The sequence below is a fragment of the Legionella donaldsonii genome (genome assembly GCF_900452385.1).
GTDB lineage: Bacteria > Pseudomonadota > Gammaproteobacteria > Legionellales > Legionellaceae > Tatlockia > Tatlockia donaldsonii.
In genome coordinates this window covers 676,306-689,779 of the sequence record NZ_UGOA01000001.1, presented here as the reverse complement: position 1 = coordinate 689,779, position 13,474 = coordinate 676,306, and the positions used below count along the sequence as shown (strand labels likewise).

Genomic DNA, 13,474 nt, shown 5'->3' with positions numbered 1-13,474 from the left:
ATATCCTTAAATAGTTAATTGAGAATCGGATTTCAATTGATTGGCTTCTTTGAGAATCCAGGAGGCAACCAAAATAATAAAGGCTGTAATCAAAGTAGATACATTGGTTGTGCCCAATGTAATACTTGCAAAACGCTCTCCAGGCGGGTTGTTGAAACTTAGTGCAACCGTTATTAATGGCTGGTAAATTAATTGAACCAATTCCCCCACTATCATGAAAATACTGATACTTCTAATCAATATAATATTTTCCTCTTCAAATAAATCTCCCTTTTCATAGAGACCAAACAGTTTAGCCAACTTGTGGCAAATCATGACTGTTATTGATAATGGTAAGAATTGAATTGCTAAAATCACTAATCGGTGTGTTAGAGAATAATTAGAAGGATCCTGGATATGGTTTGATGAAATGATTGAAGCCCATGCCCCCCAATGCAGCATGTCTTCCATGTGGAACAAACTCAGGAATACTGTAGCAATAGGGATGAACCAACAAAGAATCCTGAAAAAAAGAGCAAGAATGTGACTTGTAAGTTGTATTTTTTTCATAACGTTTCCTTAAAGTGAATTGGTGGCACTATTATAGCGCAAAATTATTGTTTATCAATAAATAATTATTGTTAATTTACAAAGAAGAATTTCCTCGTAACGAATAGGACTGCGCTAGTCCCACTTAATAACGGGGGAGCAATTAGGGGTAGGAATAAATAATTTTCCTCAAGTTAAGCTATTACTTGCCAGCAGCTTGCAACAGGACTATATTTTTTACCTCTCCCTCTAAAACAGTAAGAAATGGCTAAAATTGCACTTTACCTGGCAGGTGGTGGAGCTCGAGGAGCCTATCAGGCCGGGGCTCTCAAAGCGATTAGTACCATTACAAATGCAAAAAAGATTCCTTTTAATATACTCACCGGAGCCAGCGTCGGCAGTATTAATACTGCTGTGTTAGCTGAAAATGCGCTGGATTTTTCTGCTAGCGCCAGCAAGTTAAGTGAATTATGGGGTGATATTACTTGTCCGGAAATTTTTAAAACAAGCAATTATGCACTCAGTAAAACAGCGATGCGCAACATGAGTAGCATGTTTTTTAAACAACGCCTTTTAGGACATATTCTTGATACAACACCTTTGCGCGGTTTCCTCAAAAGAGTTATCGACTTCGAGGACGTGAACAATGCCATTAAAAATAAACACATCGAAACGCTTGAAATCATCAGCAATTGTTATGAAACTCAAAAAACCATTTCTTTCTATCAACATCATTCTGAGGATTTTGAAGATTGGGATCATCCCCTGCATATTAGTCAACGGATCAATCTGGAAATGGAATATTTTCTGGCATCGACAGCACTGCCTCTGTTCTTCCCGCCTTCAAAAATAGATGGTTTTCATTACGGAGATGGTCATTTAGGATTAGAGGCTCCTCTACGTGGCGCAATTCATTGCCAAGCAGATAAAATATTAGTAATTGGAAATCGGCAATTAAGAAAAGGTACTCCTGAAAAAATACGGGATGGTGACATAGATTTTTCACGTGTTTTAGGGGGGATGATCAATGGCTTGTTTTTAGATAACCTCGATCGTGATATTGAGCTAATCAACCATATGAACAATATTGCCAGTCTGGTACCACCTGAGAAAAAACAGCAAGCATCCTGGCGAACTGTTCAGATTTTACATTTACGGCCTAGTGTAGATATAGCTACTATTGCTCAATCTCATTACAACAGTATCCCGCTCTTATTACGCCTACTGCTTAATTTTCTTGGTGCTAAACGCCACTCCGGTGATTTACTAAGCTTTCTGTTATTCGAAAGAGAATTCACCCGCGAATTAATCAAGCTGGGCTTTGACGATACAATGGCCATACAAGACTCTGTTGCAGCCTTTTTTGAAGCCTAGAAATAAAGAACCCAGATACTTTGACTTGTTGATTTATAAGAATTTAGTGGAGCTGACATTGAAAGATTAACCAATTTTTTAGCCCCTTACTTAAGCTGCTCAATCCTGTTTGGCTACATCACTGCACACCAAAATTAGAAAACCCAAGGACACATTAAATCCCTGGTGCTGGGCGCGAGCGTATACCCATTAATTGCCAAATAATGATCACACTGTTAAAGTTGCGATCTTTTAGAAAGGCTTTTAAGATGTACCAGTTTTTTACGCGCGAAGATTTTCCAATACAACAATTCGATTATTCCGATAAAACCTATAAAGTCGGTACCGGTCAAGGTGCAATACTCCAAGCAAATGATGACTATCAGAATGTATTAACCACAGGCTTGCTTACCTGCGTTGCATTTGCATTAATTAATCCGACTGAAAAATCAGCGCTTCTTATTCATTTTTTTAAACAATCCCAGATAACGAGTGATTTAAACAAGCTTGTTACATCATTTATAAAGAATACAGAAAACAAATCAGAATTAATCTGTTTGATTGCAGGAGGGCGGGCTTTTAATGACTCCTCTGAAGCCATGTGTGATCTACTTATAAACTATGCTAAAGACAGGTTATTAAAATTAACCTCCCAGCTCAAACTTGAAATCAATGCACCCATTGTTGCTAACGATAATGAAACGTTATCTTTACTAATCAATTTAGAAACAGGCCAATCAACGATGTCGTTTAGTGATGAAGAATCTGATGAAGTTAGTGAACTATCATTAGATAAAATTGATTTTATTGATCTCAGGGATAGTGAGCTCCCAATACTATCCAGGTTATAGCCTTTTGCGTGCAAGCGTGCCGCCATCGGGTGTTGTTGGTATACTGCTCCCTCAGAACCGTGATTGGATATCTTCCTTGGCTTGTTGAAATATTTCGGGATGAACAAATGTTAGTAAGTGTCCCTCCCCACCCACAGGGTGCCAGATAGGTATCGAGCGACCCACTGGTGCCGAAGGCTCCGTAGCAGGCGCCAGCCATGCAAGTCACATTCACCAAGGGCGCCCCGGAGATGTAGTAGGCAGCGCTAGTGCCCAAGGTCCCCTTCGGAAATGCCGGTAACCGCGAACACTAACACCATAGACTTAGTGGAAAGCTATCTTTATCAACTTGCCATTGTTCATCATAAGAAAAAGAAGAAACTAAATTTTCATCACGCGAAAAAATACCAACCCTCTGATTTTTATAGAACACATACAGTGCTTTCATTGTTCCATCTCGAGTATAATTTTAAAACCTAGAACTTTAGACATTTTTAAAATTGTTGATAGTTGAGCATCAGATTGCGCGAGTTCAATACGACTAATGCCATTATGAGAAAGATTGCAAAAATCCGCTAAGGATTTTTGAGTTATATTCAATTCCCGACGTCGATTTTTGAGCACGTCTGCTAATTCTTCCAAGCTCTTGATATCAAACTTATCCATTTTGGATCACCCAATTCTCATTATAATGAGAATTTCACTCCGATATAGACTAGCTCAATTGCTTTATCTTCTTCACGAACTATCTGCACAAAAGACCATAATGAGAGTTTGTAAGATATTTCTCACATTATTTACCTGGGTTGTCTTAATGACGCGCATCAGCAATTAAGTCATACTGGCATCATTGGAAGTTGCAAATATCAGCAGGACATGATGTCCGTGAAAAGGGAGCCAGCACAAGGATGTGCTGACACAGGAAGTGAAATTTGCAACTTACCAAACCAATTTAATCGTCCAGTACATCCCACTTCTTAATCACCCCATAGCGAATGCCTACAATAATTGCACTGGTTATATTTCTGCATCCTAGTTTTTTAAAGATAGCTTGCCGATATTGAGTCACTCGTCGCATGGAGACATTTAGAAACGCTGCAATTTCTTTCAGCCCTTTGCCTTGGGCGGATAAGTAAAGACATTGTTTTTCCTGCTCACTTAAACGCAGGTCGAAACAAATCGGCAGTCTTATCCAGGTACTGGAAAGCAAGGCCTGGATTTCGGCTAGCTGTTTGTGGGTAGGATTCCTATTCCCTAAATAGTCCAGGTAATTTTTTGCAAAGACTTGAAAGAAGGGACTATCGATTAAATTCGTTTCCGTTAAAGTTTCTCGCTTTGTTGTCGCCATTATTCTTCCTTTATTTTTTAAAGGTGTGACATAGCACAGGAATTATTGAAAAAAATAATTCCTGTGTCTCTAGTCGCTGAAATGATTAAGATTTTTGGTTAATAGCGAATTCAAAGCAGGCTATAAACCATGCTCCTAATGTTCAACCGGTGTAAATAATGGGAAATTTTGGCGGCTTCTTACGGACATGCCATTGAAATACAAAACTGAAATAGACTAAGATTCGTTTAGCCATAATTTATCCTCATCGATAGATTGTGGTTAGCTGGCGGCGGGAATTCGTCGTTCCCTCTGTCAGCGCTTATTGCATTTAAACATGTCAAACGCAGATTTATACTATTTGATTCTTGAGTGTCTTGCAATTGAATTTTAATTGCAGGGCACTACAGAATTTTTACTTCCCAGTCTACCTCTTTAGGTCTTTTCAAATCAGCATCCTCAAGGCCTACCCCAAAAAGCATTGCACTGCGAAAAAATATAAGCGCTTATTACCCGGTTTTTAGAAATAGTTAAAGCACTCAAACAAAGCGCCTTTAAATACCTTAGAACATAATGGATAACAGAAGGGTTTCATCGAAAGATGAATGAAGAGCTTATGGCTTTAGAAACTTTGAAAATTATAGAGTAAGGGCTGAGGTTTTATGTTCTTGATTAATGCCCCAGATTGGGGAAAAACCTCTAAATGGCGCGCTCGGAGGGACTCGAACCCCCGACACCTTGGTTCGAAGCCAAGTACTCTATCCAGCTGAGCTACGAGCGCATTGTTCGAAGTAAACGTAAATATCAGGATTGTTACGCTGTGTTTTAGCTTTAAACAGCAGCTAAGCCAGAATTGGTGGGCCGTATAGGATTCGAACCTATGACACAGAGGTTAAAAGCCTCCTGCTCTACCGACTGAGCTAACGGCCCTTACAGGGTAAACAATTTTTCAGCTACTCATTTTAGTGAAGTGCGAAATACACTCCTAAAATGGTGGGCCGTATAGGATTCGAACCTATGACACAGAGGTTAAAAGCCTCCTGCTCTACCGACTGAGCTAACGGCCCCAAAGAGGCTGGAATCATACCGGATCAGGGTAAAATTTCAAGTGTTTTATGGGGTTTATTTTTCATTAAGGCGCGCCCAGTATATAAATCATCGCTGGTTGCCAGGATTGTCCACCCTTCCAAACGCAACTCTTTTACCTTCGTTTTCAAGCAATTACTAGGCACTACCAGCAAGAGTACGTCCGCTCCCAAGGCGCCACAGCCTTTGGCAGCCAAGACATCTGGCTGCGCCCGAAAGGCATTCAGATGATGCAAACTATGCGGGGCTACCAGGTGAAGATCAGCCAGCTGCTGCTGATAGGTATTCACTGCCTGTATCAACCATTCACTATTTATCTCTTCAAAAGCAGCCTCTGCCAAATTGACTGTCACTGCCAATTGGTTAATAGAGCTCGGTAAGGTTGTCCTTTGCAAATGATAATGCGTAGCTAATTTCTGCCCGCTATGCAACAGTAAAAAAGAAATATCTTTAAAAACCCAATCATAGGTCTTAATAACATTTCGCTGACGATTAATAGATACACAGCGATGTTGTGATTGAGCCAATACATCATAACCGCTGGGTTTTAACCCATCCCCTCGCCAGGCTGATTGATAGTAAGCATCCAGCATTGCCTTACGGTTGGGCGTTACATGCAGTAAATAAGAGCAGGCAAGATAGACAGCAAGAAACTGAGCACTGGAAGCACCGAGTCCGCCCCTGCCTTGGTAAGGATCATGCCAGAGGAGTCCCTGTTCGGGCATGCGATGATGAGCCCACCATTGCCCTGCAGGTGATTCAGGATGAATACCTTGTATAGTTGCCTCGTTGGCAAGTGACAATTCAAAACAAGGTGATGTCGTTAACACAATGGCTGATTCACCAGCCACAGCGGCATACTCACCAAGTAAAAAAGTTTTTGCAGGAATACGCCATTTCATGTTGCAGTCTGCGCCTGCCTGATCTCGGTCAACAACTCACACGCATTGTTTAAACTGACTCGCTTGTTAGTGACTAACCAGCTTTGTAAGCGCTCTTTTAATATCGGCATCTCACTATCAGTCGCGCCGGCCACCATCAGTAAATTATCAATATGTAACTTCATATGCCCCTGAATAATACCCTCAGTGCACAATGCCTTGATAGCCCCCAGATTTTGTACCAGGCCTACTGCGGCAATAATCCGTGATAAATGGTTTGCTGACTCAATTCCCATCATACGCAAACAAAGTTTTGCGGTGGGGTGAAGAGCCGTGACCCCTCCTACTGTGCCCACAATAATTGGAGCGGTTAATTGACCGGTTAGAACCCCATCCGCGTAGCGCCAACGGGTTATGGCTTGATAATGACCTGTACGAGCTGCATAAGCATGAATACCAGCTTCCACTGCCCGCCAATCATTGCCTGTTGCAATCAAAACAGGATCAATTCCATTCATCACACCTTTGTTATGAGTTGCTGCACGATAAGGATCCATTTCAGCAAAGAGTGAAGCCTCTTGTAAACGCTCTCCTAACTCCGTCTCAACATCGCGAATGGTTACTGTAGCCGTCGTTAATTTCTGATCATTCAAGTTAGATAAAATACACATGGTGACTTGTTCACCCGTTAAATTTTCCAAGGGGCCTTTTAAGTATTCCAACACCTGATTAATAATGTTTGCACCCATCGCATCACAGCTATTCATCATTAAATGAATAACCGCCATTTTATGACCGTCTTCGCGTTGCAACTGCCGCAACTCTAAATCAACAACGCCACCACCCCGTCGAACCATGTTAAAGGCAACTTCTTCATTCGCCTTTTCAATTAAGAATTGCTTATTTTCGTGGAAGATCGCAGCAAAACGCTCCAAATTATCTATTTTTGCCAGCTGAATTTGACCAATAATGCATTCACCCTTAACCTGGGTCTGAATTTCACCGTGCTGTCTTATCCATTTCGCGGTTTTCGACAAAGCAGCGATAATAGAGGTTTCTTCCACCGCAAGCGGAATGACATAATCCTGGCCATCAATACAAAAATTAGTGGCCACTCCCAAAGGAAGCTGGAAATAACCAATCACATTTTCAATCAGTTTATCCGCAAGAATAGTGTCGCTGACACCGCCCTTGACTAAATAGGCAACATCCTCTGCAGTAAGTGCACCTAACTCCAATAAGCGCTGAAATCTTTCCTCGCGATTCAACTTAGAAAAACCCTGGAATAATTGACCTGCTTGACTGCTTAACAGCATGCCTTCTCCTTCAACTCACTGATTACACGACTGCCCGTACAAAACATGGCAACCTTTAACTCATATTCAATAGATGCCATTAACTCATGCACCTGCTGTGCACTTTGCAAGGCTGCATCCAGCATTGGTTTGGCAAAACCTACTGACGTGGCGCCAAGCGCAAATAATTTTGCTGCATCCAAACCATGACGGACACCGCCAGATCCCCATATTTCAAACGTCGGCCTCAAAGAGGCCGCATTGTTAACACTTTGTACGGTGTCTATTCCCCAATTGCGAAAAGTAACCGACGTCTTATGCTTAATACTTCCCTCCGCAGCACGATGTCCTTCAATTCGCCCCCAGTGCGTACCACCAAGACCACTGACATCGACAGCGGCAATTCCAATCTCATTTAAACGACGTAAAGTAGACAAGGAGAACCCACAGCCTGTTTCTTTAATGACAATCGGTAAAGGCAGTGTAGCCACTAATTTGGCTAGTGCACTCCAACAACCTTTAAATTGTGGAGTTCCTTCCGGTTGAATTGCTTCTTGCAAAGGATTGCAATGAATAATTAACGCCGTGGCTTGCAAGGCTTCGGTTAAACGTTGGATTTGAGGAAGTGGTGTATTAATTAATTGGGCAATACCTAAATTACTGAACAAACTTACCTCGGGAAAATCGCGACGCAATGATTGCCACTCAAAAGCAGCCTGGTTATCTGTTAATTCACGACGCTGAGAACCAACTCCCATAGCCCAGCCACTTGCTGCACAGGCAGCAATCAGGTTGCGATTAATATTAACTGCATCATGATGCCCTGCTGTCATAGAACTGACAAAAAATGGTTTCGCAATGGTCTGGCCAAAACGCTGACTTTCTATAACGAGCTCATTAAAATCCATATCGGGCAGCGCTTCGTGACATAAAGATACCTGATCCAATACATTCATCTCACTGGCTTGGTTGCTTTGCATCAAAGCAAGCGCAATATGATCTTGCTTACGTTTTTCAAATTGGCTGTAGTCGTCTTGCATGTCCTGTACACAACAGCAGAAAAAATGGCTTGAATTTTATCACAATCTAATAATTTCAACTAGAGAACACTGAATTTGCTCAACAGGCCTCTTCCGAAAGTTGCTGTGGCGAAGGAAAGTGCAGGGAGGCTCGGAACAAAGAACGCCAGTATCAGCGCATCGACGAAGCATTTCTTTCCACAGGCGCGTTTGGAAAGATCTAATCATACACGTGGCTTAACAAACTATAAGATTCATTTAATTGAGCATTTAGGCGAGTAAAAAAATACATCAAGCTATAAAAACCCAGTGCTTCACTTTCTAAAGAAGCAAAACGCTGTGCATCAGTACTAATTGCCTTCGTTAACAAGTCAGTTAAATTGATTACTGGCAGCATGCTGGGATGTTTTTGTCTTTTGAGATGTTTTATCAATACAGTTAGATTATGTTGTGTAGTTTTAACAGCCGTCTCTAAATGCGCCTTATCCTCATTAGTTAGATAACAAACCAACCAACGATAAGCCTCGGTTAAACCAGCAACGTACTGGGTGGAAAAAGCCATGTGCATCAGTAGGGAATTAAACTCCTGTCGACTAAGACGATGAAAAAGAACTTCATAACGAATCGCGATGGCTTGCTTGCGGATCGTTTGAAAATCAGCATACAGATTTTGATTACTAATTACTGGACTGCTTTGCTGTTGGGTAGTAAAAGTCAATGCTAATGCAGCATTCATTTTTTCCAGATAACCAATGAAAACATCGATTATATTGGTTCTTACTGGTAAAAAAATACAGCCAACAAAAATAGCGATTAACGCCCCCAAAACCGTATCTAAAATGCGCTCTCTCAGTAAAAACAACGTCCAATCACCAAGTAATGCAAAAAGAAATACCACAAAACCGGTTAATGTAAACACACCCAAAAGATGATTAATTGGCAATATGTAGACAGTAAAAAATACAAAGGTTAAAAGTAAAACAAGAATGAGTGTGTCATTAGCAGGCAATAAGAAATATAATCCCGTTCCGCAAAGACCGCCTAAAATCGTCATACTAACCCGCTCAATAGAGCGTTTAATACTCTCCCCCCAAGTCTGAGTCGTTAGAGCCATCGCCGTTAAAATGATCCAATAGCCACGCTCCATCTGAAAATACCCATTGATAACTTCAGCAATCGAGATTGCCATAGCGGCTTGAAATGCCATTTTTGTTGTATTTCTAATTTGCATTCTCACCCCGCTGTAAACGCAGTATATTTTCATGCAGCAAATTAAAACTAAGCTTTAGATTGAGAAAAGCCATCACTAAAGCAGGATCTGTTAACGTTTCCTGACTTAGCTTTTCTGTAATTTTTGCCATCGAAATTCGACAAGTTTTCGCCGTAACAGAATAATCTTTGTTCATCGTTAATGACGTCAACAACGCTGCAAACTGCCTGTTTATTGCACTCAAAGCAAGGCGTTTCGAGGGCGATAATTGATAATTTTTTACCAGAATAGTCTTATAAGAATCCACCATCATGTTATAAGCATGGATTAATGCATATTCCTGAATCATTATCCCATCAATTAATTTCTCACGTTCATTAACTGCCAGGCCTTGCACGATGGTCTGATTACTGTCTAATAAGCGATGCAATACGTCTCGTATCCGTACAAAAGAAAGCCGGGCAATGTTTCGCGGCGGCACCGGAAACAAAATATGTCGTCGGCATGCATTCATGCCTCGCGCTAAGGCTTTAAATAATCGATTAGAATTATTAATAAATAGTTTGGCGTAATTTTCAGGAAAAACAAAAAGAAGAGTCAGTGCTCCTGCCACTAAACCAATAATAAACCCATAAACAGACGTCCACCACTCTGTTGTTTGCAACGGGATAACAATTGCCAAAAAACAAAGCGTCCACACTTTCATTGGCGCAACACTGTTACTTAAACCAAAACGCCGCATGTAATTGACTGTAAAACCAAGCACCACTAAAACGACTGGGCATAAATGAGGAAAATCCCGTACCCATAGACCCGTGATAAACGCTGCAAAAAAAGCCAGATCAAACAGGATCACTTGTACAACTCGCGAAATAAACGATTTAGCTATCATCCCTTGCATAGACATACCGCAGGCCAAACCAGTCATTGCCTTCGTAAAATGAGTTTCATTACGGACAAACCATAAAGCAATGACAATGGCTAAAACCGTTTTAAAGGCATGCTTCACACGGAAATAGCCAGGATCAATGTTCCAAAAGAAAATTTGCAGTCGTTTAAAATGATTCACGCTTTTACAAGTACTTTGCTGTGGCAGGTGATTTCGTATTATCCTAGGCTATTTCTTGAAATGATCGCAATCATGACCAAGGTAAAACCTGCAAGCCAATTTATCTTTAACGAAGAAAGCCATCGCTATCAATGCCAAGGCTCTTGGTCAGTTCTCCATTTAGATGGATTGGTTGACCGTTTTAAAAAAACCCCACTTCCCAAGGTAGAAAAAATTACCGTTAGTGGCACCGAGCTTAGCCAATTTGATAGCGCTGGTGCCTTAGCCTTACTACAGTGTGTGGAGATCCTGAAGTCTGATGGGAAGGAAGTAGAACTCGTTGAATTTGCCAAAGAACAAGATTCACTAATAAAGCTCGTGGCGGAAAAGAAAAGTAATTTGGATTACAAACCGCCAACCCCGAAGAAAAAAAATATATTAGCCCGACTTGGTGAAGAAACTGTCCATAAGTTGCGCCAGGCCGATGGATTCGTCATTTTAATTGGCGACTTAAGCTCCAAACTTTTTGAAGCCTTGGGCTATTGGAAACGTTTTCAATTACCCAGTATTGCTTCAAATGTTGCTTCTGCTGGCATTCAGGCTCTGCCGATTCTTGCTTTGCTGTCTTTCCTAATCGGTATTGTTCTCGCTTATCAGATGGGCTTACAACTACAAACTTATGGAGCCAATATTTTTATTGCCTATTTATCAGGTATGGCTATCTTCCGTGAATTTGCTCCGCTCATTACAGCGATCATTGTGGCAGGAAGGACCAGTTCCGCCTTCACCGCCCAGATTGGCAGCATGCAAATCAATGAAGAAGTGGATGCCCTTAAAACAATGGGTTTATCCCCTACAGAATTATTAGTCTTACCTAAGGTTCTTGGCTTACTACTCGTTTTCCCACTGCTAATTTTCTGGGCAGACGTTTTTAGTATCATCGGTGCTATGCTCATGTCCAAATGGATATTAAATGTCGGTTACTTTGATTTCATGGCTCGTTTGAAAGATTCAGTAGGCTTAGATCAGCTCCTGTTAGGTTTGTATAAAGCCCCTGCCTTTGCCATTTTGATTGCTCTGGTAGGCTGTTTTCAAGGCTTTAGAGTAGAAGCAGATACCATTGGCAGCCAAACCACAAGAAGCGTTGTCCAATCGTTATTTTTAATTATTGTTGCTGATGCGGCATTCTCCGTCGTTTATAGCTGGATGGGGCTTTAAAAATGAGTGAGCCAGTCATTGAAATTAAAGGATTAAAAAATTATCTCGGTGGGCAGTGGGTGCATTCTGATGTTAATCTGACGGTGAAAAAAGGTGAAATCTTAGCGATTATCGGCGGCAGCGGCAGCGGTAAAACAACCATTTTGCGCAGTCTTCTTATGTTGTTAAAACCTACCGAGGGCTCTCTAAAAGTTTTTGGCCAGGATATTGCAAATTTAACCAGTGCCAAAGCAGATGCACTTCGTCGGCGCTGGGGTATGTTGTTCCAACACAGTGCTCTTTTCTCCGCAATGACCGTGTTAGAAAATATTGTTTTTCCTATGCAAGAATTCACTACCCTTGACACAAAATTTATGGAACATCTCGCCATGCTTAAGATTTCCTTGGTAGGATTACCTAAAGAGGCTGCCGGAAAATATCCCTCGGAGTTAAGTGGTGGAATGCAGCGACGTGCAGCAGCAGCACGCGCCATTGCGATGGATCCAGAATTATTATTCCTGGATGAGCCCACAACCGGGCTTGACCCGCGCAGTGCCAGACAATTTGATGAGCTGATTCTTTTTTTAAGAGACTCGTTGGATCTGACTATTGTGATGGTTAGTCATGACATGGAGTCAATAAAACGAACTACGGATCGAGTCGCCTTTATCGGTGAAGGAAAAATATTAGCTGTCGAGCCAATAGAGGAATTGATAAAAAATCCGCATCCTTTGATTGCCGAATACTTCAGTACCTTTTAAACTGTTTGAGAGCGAAAGAATAGGAGTATGTTTATTGGAAGCAAAAACCAACTACACAATAGTCGGCTTGGCAGTGCTAATCCTTCTCGGAGGACTTATCGCGGCTGGTCTATGGCTATCTGTTGGCTTTGATCAAAAACAATACCGTCTTTATGTGGTTTATATTCATGAAGCAGTTTCAGGATTAAGCGAAGAATCACCTGTTAAATATAATGGTGTGAAAGTTGGCTTTGTAAGAAAAATTACCCTCAATCGCCGCGATCCACAACAGGTTAAAATTCTACTTAATATTGAAGAAGGAACACCTATCACCACGAGCACCTCGGCCACTTTAATTTCCCAAGGAATTACAGGAACAACTTATGTAGGACTGTCAGCAAGTTCGTCCGATTTAACGCCTTTGGAGAAATTGCCCAGTGAACCTTATCCCATTATTCCAGCGAAACCCTCTCTTTTTAATCAACTCGACAAAGCATTGAAGGATGTATCCGAGAATGTGAATAAGGTAAGTGTGGAAATTAGCCGGATTTTTGATCGTGAAAATGCAAAGTACATCAAAAACACCCTGGCGAATTTAGAGAGTTTTAGTGGCGTTATCGCCAAGAATGGTAAACACATTAACCAAAGCCTGGAAAATGCGGATATCCTCATAAAAAATCTTACTGACGCAAGTCATCAACTGCCTGAGATAGTTAGAGATTTAAAGGTTACCGTGAATGCGATGACGAACGCCGGAAATAAGGTATCCTCCGCAATGGATGCAGGTAAAACAACAATTAAGCAAATTTCACAGCAAGCCTTGCCACCCACTTTAACACTCATACGCCGTCTTGATACAATTGCTGCTAATCTGGAAAAAGTCAGTAGCCAAATGCGCCAAAATCCTGCTGTAGTAATCCGTGGTACAACACCACCTAAACCTGGACCAGGAGAATAATT

14 protein-coding genes and 3 tRNA genes are annotated in these 13,474 nt (G+C 41.3%); 5 read left to right on the top strand and 12 right to left on the bottom strand.

Annotated features, from left to right (window positions below; genetic code table 11):
• Positions 1-6: 6 nt before the first annotated feature.
• Complete coding sequence (locus tag DYC89_RS03270; RefSeq protein WP_115220478.1) at positions 7-549, bottom strand: DUF2975 domain-containing protein; 543 nt, start codon at positions 547-549, stop codon at positions 7-9.
• Positions 550-792: 243 nt separating this feature from the next.
• Between DYC89_RS03270 and DYC89_RS03265 the strand changes: the two genes are divergently transcribed.
• A complete protein-coding gene (locus DYC89_RS03265) occupies positions 793-1,902 on the top strand; it encodes a patatin-like phospholipase family protein (RefSeq protein WP_115220477.1) in 1,110 nt (369 codons plus the stop codon).
• A gap of 248 nt (positions 1,903-2,150) precedes the next feature.
• A complete protein-coding gene (locus DYC89_RS03260) occupies positions 2,151-2,732 on the top strand; it encodes a hypothetical protein (protein ID WP_115220476.1) in 582 nt (193 codons plus the stop codon).
• Positions 2,733-3,021: 289 nt separating this feature from the next.
• On the opposite strand, the gene DYC89_RS03255 is transcribed toward DYC89_RS03260, so the two are convergent.
• The 11 genes from DYC89_RS03255 to DYC89_RS03205 all read right to left on the bottom strand — a co-directional run bounded on the left by DYC89_RS03255 (position 3,022) and on the right by DYC89_RS03205 (position 10,598).
• Positions 3,022-3,159, bottom strand: coding sequence for a HipA N-terminal domain-containing protein (locus tag DYC89_RS03255; protein ID WP_115220475.1), 138 nt, complete (start codon positions 3,157-3,159; stop codon positions 3,022-3,024).
• The gene (locus tag DYC89_RS03250; RefSeq protein WP_115220474.1) at positions 3,156-3,377 is read right to left on the bottom strand and encodes a helix-turn-helix domain-containing protein; all 222 of its coding nucleotides are present in this window, start codon (positions 3,375-3,377) and stop codon (positions 3,156-3,158) included. Before DYC89_RS03250 ends, DYC89_RS03255 begins: the two co-directional genes overlap by 4 nt.
• Before the next feature lie 286 nt (positions 3,378-3,663).
• Positions 3,664-4,059 carry a response regulator transcription factor gene (locus tag DYC89_RS03245; protein ID WP_115220473.1) on the bottom strand — a complete coding sequence of 132 codons (396 nt, stop codon included), beginning with the start codon at positions 4,057-4,059 and terminating at the stop codon, positions 3,664-3,666.
• Positions 4,060-4,742: 683 nt separating this feature from the next.
• A tRNA-Arg gene (locus tag DYC89_RS03240) sits at positions 4,743-4,819 on the bottom strand.
• Positions 4,820-4,892: 73 nt separating this feature from the next.
• Positions 4,893-4,968: transfer RNA gene (locus DYC89_RS03235), tRNA-Lys, on the bottom strand.
• Positions 4,969-5,029: 61 nt separating this feature from the next.
• Positions 5,030-5,105 (bottom strand) — tRNA-Lys (locus DYC89_RS03230).
• Positions 5,106-5,129: 24 nt separating this feature from the next.
• On the bottom strand, positions 5,130-6,026 hold the full coding sequence (locus DYC89_RS03225) for a hypothetical protein (RefSeq protein WP_115220472.1): 897 nt from the start codon (positions 6,024-6,026) through the stop codon (positions 5,130-5,132).
• Positions 6,023-7,321 (bottom strand): hydroxymethylglutaryl-CoA reductase, degradative, encoded by a 1,299-nt coding sequence (locus tag DYC89_RS03220; RefSeq protein WP_115220471.1) that lies wholly within the window; start codon positions 7,319-7,321, stop codon positions 6,023-6,025. The genes DYC89_RS03225 and DYC89_RS03220 overlap by 4 nt, the downstream gene beginning before the upstream one ends.
• Positions 7,312-8,340 (bottom strand): type 2 isopentenyl-diphosphate Delta-isomerase, encoded by a 1,029-nt coding sequence (fni, locus tag DYC89_RS03215; protein WP_115220470.1) that lies wholly within the window; start codon positions 8,338-8,340, stop codon positions 7,312-7,314. Before fni ends, DYC89_RS03220 begins: the two co-directional genes overlap by 10 nt.
• Positions 8,341-8,539: 199 nt before the next feature.
• Positions 8,540-9,550, bottom strand: a complete 1,011-nt coding sequence (locus DYC89_RS03210) for an FUSC family protein (protein WP_181879308.1) — start codon at positions 9,548-9,550, stop codon at positions 8,540-8,542.
• Positions 9,540-10,598: a hypothetical protein gene (locus DYC89_RS03205; protein WP_115220468.1), complete on the bottom strand. Its 1,059-nt coding sequence runs from the start codon at positions 10,596-10,598 to the stop codon at positions 9,540-9,542. Before DYC89_RS03205 ends, DYC89_RS03210 begins: the two co-directional genes overlap by 11 nt.
• Positions 10,599-10,670: 72 nt before the next feature.
• On the opposite strand from DYC89_RS03205, the gene DYC89_RS03200 reads away from it, so the two are divergent.
• The 3 genes from DYC89_RS03200 to DYC89_RS03190 are packed head-to-tail and all read left to right on the top strand — an operon-like array spanning position 10,671 to position 13,472.
• On the top strand, positions 10,671-11,795 hold the full coding sequence (locus tag DYC89_RS03200; protein ID WP_115222638.1) for an MlaE family ABC transporter permease: 1,125 nt from the start codon (positions 10,671-10,673) through the stop codon (positions 11,793-11,795).
• 2 nt (positions 11,796-11,797) lie between these two features.
• Positions 11,798-12,535: an ABC transporter ATP-binding protein gene (locus tag DYC89_RS03195; RefSeq protein ID WP_115220467.1), complete on the top strand. Its 738-nt coding sequence runs from the start codon at positions 11,798-11,800 to the stop codon at positions 12,533-12,535.
• A gap of 34 nt (positions 12,536-12,569) precedes the next feature.
• Positions 12,570-13,472, top strand: a complete 903-nt coding sequence (locus DYC89_RS03190) for an MlaD family protein (RefSeq protein WP_115220466.1) — start codon at positions 12,570-12,572, stop codon at positions 13,470-13,472.
• Positions 13,473-13,474 lie beyond the last annotated feature (2 nt).

What these genes read in the sequence shown, in the direction of transcription:
- DYC89_RS03270 (WP_115220478.1), bottom strand. Translation starts at nt 549, where the DNA reads ATGAAAAAAATACAACTTACAAGTCACATTCTTGCTCTTTTTTTCAGG.
- DYC89_RS03265 (WP_115220477.1), top strand. Translation starts at nt 793, where the DNA reads ATGGCTAAAATTGCACTTTACCTGGCAGGTGGTGGAGCTCGAGGAGCC.
- DYC89_RS03260 (WP_115220476.1), top strand. Translation starts at nt 2,151, where the DNA reads ATGTACCAGTTTTTTACGCGCGAAGATTTTCCAATACAACAATTCGAT.
- DYC89_RS03255 (WP_115220475.1), bottom strand. Translation starts at nt 3,159, where the DNA reads ATGAAAGCACTGTATGTGTTCTATAAAAATCAGAGGGTTGGTATTTTT.
- DYC89_RS03250 (WP_115220474.1), bottom strand. Translation starts at nt 3,377, where the DNA reads ATGGATAAGTTTGATATCAAGAGCTTGGAAGAATTAGCAGACGTGCTC.
- DYC89_RS03245 (WP_115220473.1), bottom strand. Translation starts at nt 4,059, where the DNA reads ATGGCGACAACAAAGCGAGAAACTTTAACGGAAACGAATTTAATCGAT.
- DYC89_RS03225 (WP_115220472.1), bottom strand. Translation starts at nt 6,026, where the DNA reads ATGAAATGGCGTATTCCTGCAAAAACTTTTTTACTTGGTGAGTATGCC.
- DYC89_RS03220 (WP_115220471.1), bottom strand. Translation starts at nt 7,321, where the DNA reads ATGCTGTTAAGCAGTCAAGCAGGTCAATTATTCCAGGGTTTTTCTAAG.
- fni (WP_115220470.1), bottom strand. Translation starts at nt 8,340, where the DNA reads ATGCAAGACGACTACAGCCAATTTGAAAAACGTAAGCAAGATCATATT.
- DYC89_RS03210 (WP_181879308.1), bottom strand. Translation starts at nt 9,550, where the DNA reads ATGCAAATTAGAAATACAACAAAAATGGCATTTCAAGCCGCTATGGCA.
- DYC89_RS03200 (WP_115222638.1), top strand. Translation starts at nt 10,671, where the DNA reads ATGACCAAGGTAAAACCTGCAAGCCAATTTATCTTTAACGAAGAAAGC.
- DYC89_RS03195 (WP_115220467.1), top strand. Translation starts at nt 11,798, where the DNA reads ATGAGTGAGCCAGTCATTGAAATTAAAGGATTAAAAAATTATCTCGGT.